Raw genomic sequence first — 13,810 nt, forward strand, 5'->3', positions numbered from 1 at the left:
CACGGCATAAAGCAATCCGATGTAAAATCCATCAGAATAATTTATGCTGTGCCTCTTTTTAATTTGATTGAATGTGGTATGGTTTAGGACCAGATAAAATGCGGGATAACATTTTGTGCTTGTGAGTGCCTATGCCGAGTTTGAATATGCGCGTGCAGCCATGCAGCTTGGGTGCGATGACTATATTCTGAAACCACCTATGAAGGATGAATTGAAAAAAGTTCTATTGAAGATTGAGACGAATGGAACAGGAGCACGAGAAAATTCAACAGAACGTCTGCGAGGGCAGTTTCCGGAAGCACATCCGTTGGTGAAGAGCACACTGGATATTATCGAGAGTGGATACAAGTGCAATCTTAATCAACAGCATATCGCGGAACAGCTGAATATTACACCTGAATATTTGAGCTATCTTTTTGCAAGAGATATCGGTCAGACATTTTCAAAGTTTATCAAGAGTTACCGGATCGGCCGTGCCCTCATTCTGCTGAAGAAGGGCACGACAACTCTAAAAGATGTGGCTTACGAAACTGGTTTTACAGATAGAAAGTATTTCAACAAAGTTTTCCATGAGGTGATGGGGATGACACCGTCGGAATATATAGATTCACTCAATCGGTAAGTTCTGACACTGGCAGGATCCGACATCGGTCATACCAGATACCTGTTTCGCAGTTTCTCAATCTCTGCCTGCCCCAGTCCGTACTCCTGTTCAAAGTATTCCTCATATCCGCCGCAGGTCATTCGGATGTTCTCCAGGATTTCCCGGCCGATCTTCGGGGAAACGCCATGCTGCAGCTGCAGAAGAGCTTCCCGTTCCGGGTGCTGCCGGATGACCGTCTGGTCTTCTTCCATGTGCCGCCGGATGACATCGCGGCGATAGAAATTGCTGAGCAGGTAATCCTGAAGGACAGTCTGCTCCGGTACGCCAAGCAGCAGCAGGAGAATCATCGCAGCGACGCCTGTGCGGTCCTTTCCGGTTGCGCAGTGAAACAGGACAGGGACATTCCCGCAGATCACTTCCTTCATCAGGATGTGAAGAGCCTCGTTGTGAAACGGCATCATCCGGTAATACTGGTGCATATTTTCAATCTGAGTGAGACCGGCTTCCCCAAGTAGCTTCATTCCCGCCGGTGAAAAATCAATCTCCTCGCCTCCGGCGGACACAACACCGCTGTGCTGCAGGACTGTAACGCCTGGCAGAACAGGATCCGGCTTTTTGGCAGCCTCCGCCTTCGTCCGCAGATCAAGCAGCGTGCGGATATGGAGTGATTTCAGGAAGGCAAGTTCTGAATCGTTCATCTTGTAGAGACCGCCGCTTCTGTAAAAGCAGCCCTGGCGGATCATCCGTCCATCGGAGGAACGGTATCCGCCCAGATCCCTGAAATTGATCTCGTCCCTGACTGGGAAGTAATTCTGCCCTGGTGTATGCTGCAAGTCTGATCGAACTGGCAATTCTGACATTCCTGATCTCATCGTCATCTGAATCCTTATCATTCCATCGTTTTCATACAAAAACACAAAAATATTATAGAGCATGGCACAGAAAATTCCATCGCACTGAGAAGCAAATTTTGGTATAGTGCAGGAGGTGGTTTCCATGCCGAAGGTGTGGCCATGCCGATAGAGCAGCCGTGCTGAAAAAGCAGTCGTGCTGAAAAAGCAGCCGCCTTGGGAGAACAGCTGTATTGAAAGAGCAGCCATGCTGCGAGAAATCGGGGCTGCCGGAAGAAAATACTGCCTGGCTTGAACCTGGCAGGCAGTGACAGACATCGTATAGAAATATGACAGAGAACAATCATTCACAGAACAGGGATTCTGATTCTATAAACAAGGAGCGTCTTCTGGAGCGTCTTCTGGATATCGGGGAGCTGATGCTTCAGTCCGGGGCGGAAATCAACCGGGTGGAGGACACGCTCTGCCGCCTGGGGCGCGCATACGGCGCGACACCCGATGTGTACGTCATCGTTTTCAGTATTGCTGTGACGCTCCGGTTTCCGGACGGCGCGACAGTGACCCAGACGAGGCGCGTCGGGGACAATGACAACATTGACTTCGAAAGGCTGGACAGACTCAATGATCTGTCGAGACGCTGCTGCAGCTCGCCGATGACAGTATCGGCGCTCGAGAGGGAGATTGACCGGATCAGGCAGAGAACAAATCCTGTGTGGATTCTGATTCTCGGCAATGCCCTCGGTGCCTTCAGCTTTTCCATTTTCTTTGGCGGGAGGGTGCCGGATGGACTTGCAGCGGCACTCTTTTCGCTGCTGATCGTCCTGCTCCAGTGCACGCTTGGGAAGTACTCCACCAACCGGATTCTGTACACGATGGTTGTTTCGGCCATCGTCGGACTGGGGATCGGAGCTGTCTGCCGGGTTGTCCCGTATTTCAGCAGGCCAATGATTATGATCGGTGACATCATGCTGTTGAACCCTGGTATCACGATGATCAATGCCGTCCGGGAAATGATGGTCGGCAACACCATATCAGGCGAGATCAGGCTGATCGAAAGCTTCACCTGGGCGCTTGCTCTTGCAGCCGGATTCATGCTTGCGATTCATATGACGGCATGAGGTGACAGCTGCGGGCATGGCTGCTGCGGGCATGGCTGCTTTGCTGAAGCTGCGGGCGTGGCTGCTTTGATGCAGCTGTCTACATGCTTTGGCTTGATGAATGCGGGCTAGATCAGTGATATAATCAGGATGACTGCAGACTCGAAAATACGGGAAGATGGTGTTATCGGTTTGCGGTCGGTCAAATCCCGAAAACGGAGGAACGCATGGAATTCCGAAAGAGGAATCCTGTGGTATGTTAGTATGTGTAAGACAGGAGGTTCATGATGACAAAACAGGAAATCAAGTCAGAAGTGGAAAAGATGATCGTGGCATCGTCCTGCTGCCCGGAGCTGAAGGCAGAGGGTGAAGCATACCTGAAGGCTGTCGGAACATCCGGAGAGAGAGCTGCGGCCGAGTCTCTGATCAGAGAGATGAAGGAAGACGTCACATCCATCGACGACCTGATCGCATTCGCAGGATCTGAGGAAGGAAAACAGGTCTTCGGAGCGGACGGAGCCGCGAAGATGACGGAGGCTGCAACGGCGGCAAAGAGCCACGGTGAGAAATACTGCATCTGCCCGGCTTGTACGGCAGGCGGAAAACTTCTCGACCATGAGGCGGACTTGCTGAAATAAACGCAGAACACACGGAGAAGACTGCCCGGGCAGTTTTTATTGATTGCTTTCGGAGGGTTCGGCATGCTGACTGTCACTGAACTTGTGCAGCTCCTCATGGCATTTACAGGGTCCATGGGCTTTGCGATCCTGTTTCATATCGGCAGAAAGAGTCTGCTCCCGGCATCTCTGGGCGGTGCGCTGGCGTGGCTGGTGTATCTGGCAGTCATCCACGCTGGGAAAGGATATATGATTGCCTCATTTCTTGGGGCGGTATTCTGCGGACTGTGGAGCGAGCTTTGGGCAAGAAGGCTCAGGCAGCCGGCAACGGTGTTCCTGATATCGGCAGTCATTCCGCTGATCCCCGGGAACGCGCTTTACCAGACGATGAACAGCCTTGTGACCGGGGAGATGCGTGCCGCATGGAAGTGGGGCATCGCGACGGTTCTGACGATGGTATTTGTCGCCATGGGAACAAGCTTTGTAGCGGCTGTCTTCATCATGAAGGAGCGGGTTTCGGACAAAAGGCGCCGGCAAGGCAGCAGGGGGCAGAGCTGATGTCCCGGATGAATATCCATGCAGTAAAGCCGGGCACACAGATGTGCCTACGGGAAAACAGATCGGAGGAAAATATGGCGAAGGATACAGACAAGTCGCTGAGACAGCAGGTGATCTACCAGATTTTTACGAGAAATTACAGAAGCGGGAAGCTGAAAGACGTAGAGAGGGATCTCGACCGAATCAGGGATCTCGGCGTCGATATGATCTATCTGCTTCCGGTTCAGCCGTCCGGCGTTCTGCACCGGAAGGGATCAATGGGATCGCCGTACGCCATCTCGGACTATCGCGCGGTCGATCCGGAGATCGGGACGATGCAGGATTTTGTGGAGCTGACCGAAGCCGCGCACCGGAAGGGACTGAAGGTGATGCTGGATGTGGTCTATAACCACACATCACCGGACTCGGTTCTGGCAAAGTCGCACCCGGAGTGGTTCTTCCACAAGGCGGATGGTTCTCTCGGAAATCGAATCGGATACTGGTGGGACGTTGTCGATCTGGACTATGACAGCTCGGAGGCACTCTGGGATTACCAGGTCGAGACGCTGAAGATGTGGGCGAAGTATGTGGATGGCTTCCGCTGCGATGTGGCACCGATGGTGCCTCTGGCATTCTGGAAGCGTGCCCGCCGGGAAGTGGAGCAGGTCCGCCCGGGCTGTATCTGGCTGGCGGAGGCGGTCGAGCCGGAGATGGTGATCGCAAACCGGAAGGCCGGTGTTCCGACCTCCTCCGACAGTGAGCTGTACCAGGCATTTGACATCTGCTATGACTATGACACCTACTACTGGCAGAAGGCCGCTCAGACCGGCTGCATGTTCTTGCCGGGCAGTGCGGTGAGGGTTCCGGGTGAACGAGCAGGACTTTTGAAGGAATACCTGAACCGTGTCAATCTGCAGGAGGGGATCCTCCCGGAGAACTATGTCAAGCTCAGATGCCTCGAGAATCATGACCGTCCGCGGGCGGCAGAGCTAGTGCCGGATGAACGCGCCCTAAGAAACTGGACGGCGTGGCAGTATTTTGAGAAGGGAACGGTCATGGTCTACGCCGGACAGGAGTTTGAGGTGACACATCACCCGACACTGTTTGACCGGGACCCGGTCGATTTTGAGACGGGAAAGGATCTGTCTTCGCTGATGCGGAAGCTTCGCACGATCAGGCAGCAGGATCTGTTTGCGGATTCCTCCTTCGCGGCGGAGGAGGTGGCCGGCGATGTGATCTTCGCGGTCAGAGAGAGACGGGGCGATGGAACCCCGGCAGGAGGAAGTACGGAAGAAGCCGGAGCGAGCGAAGCTGCCACGGCCGGAACCGGCAGCAATCGAATCGTGGGCCTGTTCAGTACGTCTGGCAGTGCCAGAGCCGTTCAGGCCGACCTGCCGGACGGTACGTATACGGATCTGATCAGCGGCAGAAAGGTGGATGTTTTTGAACATACGATCCGGCTGACCGGCGAACCAGTCATTTTCTTCTGCTGACCGCCATGTACCTGCGGCGCACACCCAGCACGCAGATCACCAGAACAATCGGGAAGCCAATGCCTGAAAGGACACCCATCTGCAGGTTGTCGCCTGCGCGCTGAGAGACATTGCCGATGATGGAAGGACCGAGGGAACCGCCCAGGTCTCCGCCAAGCGCGAGCAGCGCGAAAAGGGCGGTGCCGCCCCTCGGGAGAATCCGCGACGAGATGCTGATCGAGCCCGGCCACATGATTCCGACCGAGAAGCCGCTGACTGCGCAGCCGATCAGACCCAGAACCGGATTCTTCGACAGACCGGCTGCGAGATAGCAGATCAGGCACAGGATGCCGGAAGCTGTCATGAAAGTTGTCAGGTTGACTTTCTCCCCGAACTTGCCATAGAGGACGCGGCTGAGCCCCATCAGTGCGGCGAAGCCGCAGGGACCGGCGAGGTCTCCGACCGACTTTGAGACATGCAGGGCTGATTCTGCAAATGCAGATGCCCACTGCGCCATCGCAAGCTCGGAGGAGCCGGCGCAGACCATCAGCACGATAAAGATCCAGAACAGCTTTGTCTTCAGCAGCTCTCCCATGGACATGCCCTCTCCGTCCTCCACCAGCTTTTCAAGCGGGCAGACCGCGAAGTTGAAGACATTCAAGAGCGGAACGACAGACCAGATGACGGCCAGGATACGCCAGTTCCGGATTCCAAACAGGGCAAAGAAGAGGGTGGAGCCCAGAATGACGCCTACCGAACCCCAGCAGTAGAAGGAATGCAGGAGACTCATGACAGAAGCCTTATTCTCAAACGGGCATGCCTCCACGATCGGACTCCCGATCACCTCCGTCAGGCCGCTTCCGACTGCATAGATGACGACACAGACCAGGATCCCGATAAAGGGATCCGGCATCAGAGCCGGTACAAATGCCAGACAGAGCAGGCCGAGCCCGGAAGTGATTTCTGCCGCGACTGCAGCGGCGCGGTAGCCCATGCGGTCTGTAACCTTTGCGCAGATGGCATCTGTGACCAGCTGCGTGGAGAAGAAGCAGGTCGAAATGAGCGCCAGTTTTGAGAGCGTGATCCCGTAGGACCGGCTGAAGGTCACATAGAGAAGCGGGACAAAATTCGAGCAGATCGCCTGTGTGATAAAACCGAGATAGCACGCAAGCAGCGTTCTCCTGTATTTTCTTTTTGTGTTCATTGTCGTATTCAGTCTTTCTATCAGAAATAAAGATCAATCAGAGATAAAGATCATCAGGATTATTATCAGGATCATTGGAAAGCCGGCGCCAGGAGGATCATCCGGCCGGCCGTTCCTTCAAGGTCACGTGTACGGTCTGACCAAATGTTTTTCCGATCTTCTGCCGGATTTCCTTCCGGACACCGATGATGTGGCAGGGCGTACCCATCCGGACGACCTGTCCGTCATAGGGTTCCTTGTCAAATGTCGCATGGACAGGAACCTTCCCTTTTCCAAAGGCTTTCTGCACATCAAACGGCACTTCCACGTAGCCGGCATCCATGCTGCCGTTTTGAATCAGCGGCGCATCGAACGCAAATACCGGATAATCCGCAGGGTCGGTCCGGAAGATCTGGTACAGCGTCTTTCCCTTCGCCAGCTCATCGATCAGCTTGTCAAGCTGGCGGATTTTCTTCATCAGCGGGTCCTCGATGGTTTCAACTGTCACACCGCAGACCTTCCCTGTAATTTCGGAGGCCTTCTCCGCCATATGTGGAGCCTCTTGGAAAAATGTGCGATAGTCAGTGTCGGACGCCGCAAGCTCACGCAGGCGTTCCGGAGTATAGCCGGTCAGCCAGCAGATGACCTGGTCGACCTCCTCCCGGGACCGTCCCTTGCGGGCAGCCTTGCTGACCAGCAGCGGGTAGATCGAAGAGAATTTCATGGAAAACACTTTTTCATTCGTCATGTCTGGATCTCCGTGGAGGCATCTCTGTCTCTGCTTTCTGTCTCATTCAGTCGTACGATCATATTACGATATTATATCCCTGTTTCGCAATTGTACCTTCCTGCCTTCCAGAAAAATAGTTGTTTATACATGATCGATCTGCTATAGTGGAAGCAGGAAAAAACGGAAAATCTGGTAAGGCGTGGCCTTGGCAGAAGGAGACGGCTGAACGGTGAACGGAAAAAAGGAGGGTGATTCGATGGTAAGAATACTGGCAGCAGACGGGCTGGATGCCTCTGCAGTCCGCAAGCTGGAGGAACGCGGATACGAGGTTCTGCAGCAGCACTATGAGCCGGATGAGCTGGGGAAGGCACTCGCGGATGTCGATGTGCTACTCGTCCGCTCCGCAACAAAGGTACGTGAGCCGGTCATCGACCAGGCAGTGGCGGCAGGCCGGCTGAAGATGATTATCCGCGGCGGTGTCGGCATGGACAACATCGATGTCGATTATGCCCGTGGCAAGGGACTGACCGTTACGAATACCCCGAACGCATCGAGCGCTGCTGTTGCGGAACTGGCGATTGCTCACATGCTGGCAGTTTCCCGTTTCCTGTATATCGCGAATGTTACCATGCGCGAGGGAAAGTGGGAGAAGAAAGCGTACAAGGGCGTGGAGCTGAGCGGCAAGACACTTGGGCTCGTCGGGCTTGGCAGGATCGGGATGGAAGTCGCAAAGCGCGCCGAGGCACTCGGGATGAATGTCATTTACACGAACCGTTCCGGCCCGCATATCCATGTCCTGTATCCGTGGAAGACAAAGGACGAGCTGCTGGCTGAATCGGACTATGTCTCGCTCCACATGCCGGCAGTCAAGGGGGCACCTCCTGTCATCGACGCGGGAGCCATCAGTAAGATGAAAGACGGCGCATACCTGATCAATACCGCCCGCGGTGCGCTGGTGGACTCTGCCGCACTGTGCGACGCACTCGACTCCGGAAAACTGGCAGGTGCCGGGATTGACGTCTATCCGGAAGAACCCTGCAAGGACGAGCGCCTTCTGCACCACCCGAAGGTCTGCATGACCCCGCACATCGGTGCCTCTACGAAGGAAGCCCAGAGAAGAATCGGGGAGGAAATTGTGAAGCTTGTGACAGAAAAGTTCGGATGACTGTGAGCGCTGTCATAACCGGGAATGTCGGCACGGACAGATGTGTGATAAAATTGCAAAGTGTCGTTTTGAGAACACTGTCCCGGAGATGAAATCCAAGAAAAACGGAAGGCCTGCGTCTGAAAGCAAAGACGCAGGTCCTTCTTTTGGATTTTATCATACCGGGGACTTATATTTTTAGATATACTGAGATACAAGATAAAGTGTATCGCAGAGACTGTGGAACGATACATAAGTGATAAGACAGCCTGAAGGGGGGAAAGCGTCATGGATGGGGTGCTTCGGATTGGCCTGATCGGGATGGGCAGAATCGGAAAACTTCACGGAAGTAATATTCAGAGTCTGGTGAAAGGTGCAGAAATTGTCTGTGCGGCAGACCCGTATCTGAATGAGGATAAGGAGCGATGGGCAGAGAGTGTCGGAATTGCCCACTGCAGCAGAGATCCGGAGGATATATTCAGGGATCCGGACATCGACGCGGTGTTTATCTGCTCATCCACAGATACGCATGCAGACTTCATTGTACGGGCAGCGAAAGCTGGAAAAGATATATTCTGTGAAAAGCCGATTGCTGTGAAAGTGTCGGATATCAACAGGGCACTTCGGGCAGTTGAGGAGGCTGGGGTGAAGCTGCAGGTTGGCTTTGTGCGCCGCTTTGACAAAAGCCACAAAGCTGTCCGTGATGCAGCCGCATCCGGAAAAATTGGAAAAGTATATGTGGTGAAGGTGTGTTCACGTGATCCGGAGGCACCGCCGATGTCCTATGTTGAAAAGTCTGGCGGCATCTTCATGGACATGATGATCCACGATTTTGATATGGTCCGCTATCTGTCCGGAAGCGAAGTGACAGAAGTATATGCGGCAGGCGGATGCCTGGTGGATTCTCATTTTGCAGATTACGGGGATGTGGATACGGCGATCGTGACGCTCCGGTTTGAAAACGGCGCACTTGGAGTGATCGACAACTGCCGCCAGGCACCCTATGGCTATGACCAGCGTGTCGAGGTACACGGGGAGAAGGGCTGCGTGAGAGATGAAAATCAGCTGGAAGACGAAGCCCGGCTGGCTACAGCTTCCGGAACACTGGGCGCAAAGCCAACCTGGTTTTTCCTGGAACGCTACAATGACGCGTTTGTGGAAGAAGAGAGAGCCTTCGTGAAAGCCTGCCTGAGCGATGCACCGGTTCTGGTTGGAGGAATGGATGGCCTGAAGGCTGTTCTGATCGCGAAAGCTGCCAAAAAATCACTTGAGACGGGAAGACCGGTCCGTCTGGATGACCCAGATGTCACCTCTGACTGAAAGGTTCATGTACGCTCAGCGGTGTATGAGTGCCGGACCGATGCTTCTTATTAAGTACATGTTTTGAGTATGACAACCGTCAACCCTGCTGGAAGACGTGATGGTTGCTCCTGGTCGTACAGGGAAGCTTCATACTCCCGGATATTGTTTATGGAAAGAGAAAAATGTGCTGGTGTCTTGTTACTTCCTGTGCTATATTATGAATGAGTTAATAGCTCGCCGGTCATAACGGCTAGAATATTATGAACGTGTATGTTTAGCCTCCGCAAACGACGGGGCGCTTCGGCGTAGAATATCGTTTACGTGTAAGGAAGCCTGCCTGTTGGCAGGCTTCCATTTTTTAAGGGTTGGTAGTGTTATGAAGATTGTTACGATTAACCAGACGCTGCTGAAGGAATTTCAAAAAGACCCAGAGGTTCTCAAGAAGACAGCACGCCCATGCGTTCTTATCATTCGCTTAAAATATAAGGGCGTGAACAGGTCTTTTGCTGTTCCGTTGCGATCCAATATCTCTGCCCACACACCGAAAGACCAGTATTTTGCGCTCCCTACGAGATCGTCAACGCGAGCAGGCAATCATCACGGACTGCATTACATCAAGATGTTTCCGGTTACTAAGAAATATCTCATCAGATAAAGAGCTACTCACTTCCGTTCCGGATGAAGTCAGAAGGTACCAGAAGGTTTGTGTACATCAGTCCGATTATAAAAACTGTATCGCAAGGGGTATCTGCAGAGCTGGTATGGTGCAATCCCAAGAATCACAATTTTTTATTCAGCGAAGGATAAGTTAAGATAATGGAAGGACAGCCAAAAACGGAGGAATTATGAACGATCTGAATGAAGTGAGAAAAGTGTCGGAGGCGGCATACCGTTTTCTGAGCAGTATAAACCCAAAAGACTGCCAGGATGGTCATTATGACCTTCCGGATGGGGTATTTGCCAATATCCAGACCTACACGCCGAAGCCGAAGCCTGAAGGCACCTTTGAAGCCCACAGGGAATACATCGACATTCAGTATATCATCTCAGGGCATGAGATCATCTCCGTAGAGTCACTGGAGGCCATGAGAGCGGGGACATGCATCCGCAGGTACGGTGAGAGCGGAGATATCGAGCTGTACGAAGGAAACAACAACGGAGAAAAATATCTGTTAGAACCGGGGGACTTTCTGATCCTCTACCCGAAGGATGCCCACATGCCAGGAGTCTGCGAAGGAACGCCTGAGAAGGTGCAGAAGGCGGTTGTGAAGGTGCCGTGTTCATATTAAATAATGACATCTGCTTTCCACATAGCTGCAATCAGTGTCAAATGTTATAATCCGCATATAAGGCTGTATGAAATCAACATTCAACATTCCGGTTTTTGAGATTACGTTCTTGCAGGGGGTGAAAGGATAGGAGAGAGCCATGAATGAAAGGTGGACGCTGAATGTAGAAGACTTCGGAAAAATCGAAAAAGCTTCCGTAAGGATTGCGTCTCTTATCTGCTTTGTGGGGGATAATAATTCCGGGAAATGTTATTTATTAAGCTTGATATGGGGGATATTGATTCTTGGAAGGACTGTTTTCCAAAGACACCACCGGAAAGTAAAACATACAAGCGATGTGAAAGTTGGCTGCGCAGCCATATTGGTGAAGAAACACAGCTTGGCCAGGAAGAGTTCGCAATGTATGTTGAATGGTTTAATTCCATCCTCATGGCGAACCGGAAGGATCTTGTCCGGCGGATTTTCAATGCTGACATACATATAGGGAGCATCAGCATCAGCGATTATAAGCGGGCGAAACAGCTGAGTATATTATGGTCACAAGATTCAGTGCGCTATTCATTCGGGCAGACGAGTATCCGATTCCCTCATCCAGGTGAAAAGTCTGGCGTGCAGAGAGAAGAGCTTCTCCGGATGAATGCGTATATCTGTTGGAATATTCTGATGGGTGGAATTGCAGAGCCGCTGTTTACACCGATTTTCCGTGGCAGACGAATCGGGGAACCGGTCTATCTCCCGGCATCGAGAACCGGTTTTATGCTCACATACCCACAGCTTGTCAGCCAGTCTCTTCAGACTGCGTACAACCTCGATGCAGGTGAGCATACATCCTCTCTGACACTGCCATACATTGACTTCCTGCAGCTGATTACGATGTTTGACCGGGCGCATTCCATTCCGGATAATAAGCGGAAAATTGCTGATTTTATAGAAACAAATTTGACGTCAGGAAAGGTATCTGTCAGGAAGGATGGACTTCCTATCATACGGTATACCCCAAACGGTTCCACTGATCCGCTGCCACTACACATAGCGTCTTCGATTGTAACAGAAGTTTCGCCATTGCTTCTGCTATTCAAGAGCAACATCAAATTCAATTCTTTGATCATTGAGGAGCCAGAGGCTCATCTTCATCCGGGGCTTCAGATGAAAATGGCCAGACTGATTATAAACATCAGCAATGCGGGAATACCCGTATGGATCACTACACACAGTGAAGCGATTCTTCAGCAGATCAACAATATGTTAAAGCTTTCTGCAAACAAGGATCGTAAGAGACTGATGCAGGAGTATGGTTACCAGGAAGAAGATCTGCTTGATGCTGATGATATTGAGATGTATCAGTTCGGGATCGGGGGATCAGGCAGAACAGTCCTTGAGAAATTGAACCGAACTCCATATGGATTTGAAGTGCCGACATTCAACCGTGTACTCGCTGAAACGATTCAGGAGGTCAGAGCATTTCAGGAGGATGCACAGAAATGAGGATGGAAGCAGGCTGGAGGGAAAATATGATATGCGGGGACTGATATATCAACGATCGGAACGAAGTCTTCTGGAACCGGGAGGTTTCCTGATCCTCTGTCCGAAGGATGTCCATATGTCTGGAGTCTGCGAAGAAACACCTGAGAAGGTGATTGCGAAGGTATCAGAATCGAGCGCTTGCACAGTGGACGGATAGTAGAGCACCATGGATGAAAGTAAGCTGCAGGGGAGTGCGGGCTGAGAAATTAGAGAGGAAATTCGGAGCAAGTTCGTCTGGTGCGTAAGATTAATAGGAATAACAGAATACAATGGAGCCTTTAAAAAAGGAAATAGATTATAGATTTAAAATTTTGTATGCGGTTGCCATGATTATGGTATGTTGTGGGCATACAAATGGTGGTGGTATATCAATATTAAGTGATTGGTTCCCGTATGGTGGCGTGCATTTATCGATATTTGTTTTTGCATCCGGATATTTTTATAAGAACTCATCAGAAAGACATATAGGAAAATACATATTAAAAAAAGTAAAAACTTTGTTGGTGCCACTATATGTTTATAATTTAGCGTATGGAATTATTGTTCAAGTTCTTAGACGCAACGGATTCGAAATGGGTGGCGAGATAAACTTTACAAATCTTGTTATCGCCCCTATAAAAAATGGTCATCAGTTTATTTACAATATGGGCGGATGGTTTATTGTTCCGCTTTTTATGGTAGAAGTATATAATATCCTGATTCAAAAGTTAATCCATAAAATTAATACAAGTAAGGAGATATCTACAACAGTTTTTTTTACCACAAGCATTATACTTGGTTTGATTGGAAATCAGCTGGCTTGCCTAAATTATTTGTCAGGCTGGTGGCTAGTCTTAGTAAGAATGCTTTATTTTGTCCCGTTTTGGGGCCTTGGCATATTCTATCACCAAGTCTTAGAAAAATATGACCATAAAGTACCAAGCATTTGGTATTTTGCTGTTATATTTATAATTAAGCTTATCATTGTTTATTATTATGGCAAGATGCCTGTTTATACACCGAGCTGGTGCAATAATTTTACAGAGGGACCAATAATGCCAATTATCAACGGTTTCCTCGGAATAGCCCTCTGGATGCGAATAGCAACTATACTTGAGCCGGTGATAGGAAAAAGCAAGTGGATAAATGTTATTGCAGATAATACATACTCGATCATGATGAATCAATTCCTTGGTTTCATGATAGTAAAGACTCTTTATGCATTACTTAGTAGGATATATGTTGGATTTTCTGATTTTGATTGGGTTAACTATAGAACCAATATTTGGTGGTACTATACGCCAAAAGGGTTAAATTATACTTTGATTATTTATGTTGTAGTAGGTATCACACTCTCAGTTCTGTTTCAGAAAGTGATAGATCAGATAAAAAGCCTATTATTAAAAATAGGATCAAAGAAAAAGTTTTTTGCTATTTATTAGGACTTGTGTTAAACTTGCCAAAAGTTTATAATAATCGGA

At 50.5% G+C, this 13,810-nt stretch carries 14 protein-coding genes; 11 read left to right on the top strand and 3 right to left on the bottom strand.

Annotated features, from left to right (window positions below):
* The first annotated feature begins 115 nt into the window (after window positions 1-115).
* Window positions 116-622 carry a response regulator transcription factor gene (locus ACTQ1N_RS02075; protein ID WP_441954149.1) on the top strand — a complete coding sequence of 169 codons (507 nt, stop codon included), beginning with the start codon at window positions 116-118 and terminating at the stop codon, window positions 620-622.
* 29 nt (window positions 623-651) lie between these two features.
* On the opposite strand, the gene ACTQ1N_RS02080 is transcribed toward ACTQ1N_RS02075, so the two are convergent.
* Entirely contained in the window at window positions 652-1,464 is an 813-nt protein-coding gene (locus ACTQ1N_RS02080; protein ID WP_441954151.1) for a tyrosine-protein phosphatase, read from the bottom strand.
* 320 nt (window positions 1,465-1,784) lie between these two features.
* Between ACTQ1N_RS02080 and ACTQ1N_RS02085 the strand changes: the two genes are divergently transcribed.
* The 4 genes from ACTQ1N_RS02085 to ACTQ1N_RS02100 all read left to right on the top strand — a co-directional run bounded on the left by ACTQ1N_RS02085 (window position 1,785) and on the right by ACTQ1N_RS02100 (window position 5,199).
* On the top strand, window positions 1,785-2,573 hold the full coding sequence (locus ACTQ1N_RS02085) for a threonine/serine exporter family protein (RefSeq protein ID WP_441954153.1): 789 nt from the start codon (window positions 1,785-1,787) through the stop codon (window positions 2,571-2,573).
* A 263-nt stretch (window positions 2,574-2,836) separates the two neighbouring features.
* The gene (locus ACTQ1N_RS02090; protein ID WP_441954155.1) at window positions 2,837-3,190 is read left to right on the top strand and encodes a hypothetical protein; all 354 of its coding nucleotides are present in this window, start codon (window positions 2,837-2,839) and stop codon (window positions 3,188-3,190) included.
* Between the two features lie 63 nt (window positions 3,191-3,253).
* Entirely contained in the window at window positions 3,254-3,727 is a 474-nt protein-coding gene (locus ACTQ1N_RS02095) for a threonine/serine exporter family protein (RefSeq protein ID WP_441954157.1), read from the top strand.
* Window positions 3,728-3,801: 74 nt separating this feature from the next.
* A complete protein-coding gene (locus ACTQ1N_RS02100) occupies window positions 3,802-5,199 on the top strand; it encodes an alpha-amylase family glycosyl hydrolase (protein ID WP_441954159.1) in 1,398 nt (465 codons plus the stop codon).
* On the opposite strand, the gene ACTQ1N_RS02105 is transcribed toward ACTQ1N_RS02100, so the two are convergent.
* Window positions 5,183-6,382: an MFS transporter gene (locus ACTQ1N_RS02105; protein WP_441954161.1), complete on the bottom strand. Its 1,200-nt coding sequence runs from the start codon at window positions 6,380-6,382 to the stop codon at window positions 5,183-5,185. The genes ACTQ1N_RS02100 and ACTQ1N_RS02105 overlap by 17 nt on opposite strands.
* Before the next feature lie 97 nt (window positions 6,383-6,479).
* Window positions 6,480-7,109 carry a DUF2200 family protein gene (locus ACTQ1N_RS02110; RefSeq protein WP_441954163.1) on the bottom strand — a complete coding sequence of 210 codons (630 nt, stop codon included), beginning with the start codon at window positions 7,107-7,109 and terminating at the stop codon, window positions 6,480-6,482.
* A gap of 238 nt (window positions 7,110-7,347) precedes the next feature.
* Between ACTQ1N_RS02110 and ACTQ1N_RS02115 the strand changes: the two genes are divergently transcribed.
* The 6 genes from ACTQ1N_RS02115 (at window position 7,348) to ACTQ1N_RS02140 (ending at window position 13,771) form a co-directional block, all read left to right on the top strand.
* Complete coding sequence (locus tag ACTQ1N_RS02115) at window positions 7,348-8,256, top strand: D-2-hydroxyacid dehydrogenase (protein ID WP_441954165.1); 909 nt, start codon at window positions 7,348-7,350, stop codon at window positions 8,254-8,256.
* 267 nt (window positions 8,257-8,523) lie between these two features.
* A complete protein-coding gene (iolG, locus tag ACTQ1N_RS02120; protein ID WP_441954167.1) occupies window positions 8,524-9,555 on the top strand; it encodes an inositol 2-dehydrogenase in 1,032 nt (343 codons plus the stop codon).
* A gap of 827 nt (window positions 9,556-10,382) precedes the next feature.
* Window positions 10,383-10,826 carry a YhcH/YjgK/YiaL family protein gene (locus tag ACTQ1N_RS02125; RefSeq protein ID WP_441954169.1) on the top strand — a complete coding sequence of 148 codons (444 nt, stop codon included), beginning with the start codon at window positions 10,383-10,385 and terminating at the stop codon, window positions 10,824-10,826.
* Window positions 10,827-10,965: 139 nt separating this feature from the next.
* A complete protein-coding gene (locus ACTQ1N_RS02130) occupies window positions 10,966-11,310 on the top strand; it encodes a hypothetical protein (RefSeq protein ID WP_441954171.1) in 345 nt (114 codons plus the stop codon).
* A 179-nt stretch (window positions 11,311-11,489) separates the two neighbouring features.
* Window positions 11,490-12,311, top strand: coding sequence for an AAA family ATPase (locus tag ACTQ1N_RS02135; protein ID WP_441954172.1), 822 nt, complete (start codon window positions 11,490-11,492; stop codon window positions 12,309-12,311).
* Between the two features lie 308 nt (window positions 12,312-12,619).
* Complete coding sequence (locus tag ACTQ1N_RS02140; protein WP_441954174.1) at window positions 12,620-13,771, top strand: hypothetical protein; 1,152 nt, start codon at window positions 12,620-12,622, stop codon at window positions 13,769-13,771.
* The last annotated feature ends 39 nt before the right edge of the window (window positions 13,772-13,810 follow it).

The organism is Porcincola sp. LCP21S3_C12 (assembly GCF_052118625.1).
Classification (GTDB): Bacteria; Bacillota; Clostridia; order Lachnospirales; family Lachnospiraceae; genus Porcincola.

Coding starts and splice junctions, on each gene's coding strand:
- ACTQ1N_RS02080 (WP_441954151.1), bottom strand. CDS start 1,464: ATGTCAGAATTGCCAGTTCGATCAGACTTGCAGCATACACCAGGGCAG.
- ACTQ1N_RS02085 (WP_441954153.1), top strand. CDS start 1,785: ATGACAGAGAACAATCATTCACAGAACAGGGATTCTGATTCTATAAAC.
- ACTQ1N_RS02090 (WP_441954155.1), top strand. CDS start 2,837: ATGATGACAAAACAGGAAATCAAGTCAGAAGTGGAAAAGATGATCGTG.
- ACTQ1N_RS02095 (WP_441954157.1), top strand. CDS start 3,254: ATGCTGACTGTCACTGAACTTGTGCAGCTCCTCATGGCATTTACAGGG.
- ACTQ1N_RS02100 (WP_441954159.1), top strand. CDS start 3,802: ATGGCGAAGGATACAGACAAGTCGCTGAGACAGCAGGTGATCTACCAG.
- ACTQ1N_RS02105 (WP_441954161.1), bottom strand. CDS start 6,382: ATGAACACAAAAAGAAAATACAGGAGAACGCTGCTTGCGTGCTATCTC.
- ACTQ1N_RS02110 (WP_441954163.1), bottom strand. CDS start 7,109: ATGACGAATGAAAAAGTGTTTTCCATGAAATTCTCTTCGATCTACCCG.
- ACTQ1N_RS02115 (WP_441954165.1), top strand. CDS start 7,348: ATGGTAAGAATACTGGCAGCAGACGGGCTGGATGCCTCTGCAGTCCGC.
- iolG (WP_441954167.1), top strand. CDS start 8,524: ATGGATGGGGTGCTTCGGATTGGCCTGATCGGGATGGGCAGAATCGGA.
- ACTQ1N_RS02125 (WP_441954169.1), top strand. CDS start 10,383: ATGAACGATCTGAATGAAGTGAGAAAAGTGTCGGAGGCGGCATACCGT.
- ACTQ1N_RS02130 (WP_441954171.1), top strand. CDS start 10,966: ATGAATGAAAGGTGGACGCTGAATGTAGAAGACTTCGGAAAAATCGAA.
- ACTQ1N_RS02135 (WP_441954172.1), top strand. CDS start 11,490: ATGGGTGGAATTGCAGAGCCGCTGTTTACACCGATTTTCCGTGGCAGA.
- ACTQ1N_RS02140 (WP_441954174.1), top strand. CDS start 12,620: ATGGAGCCTTTAAAAAAGGAAATAGATTATAGATTTAAAATTTTGTAT.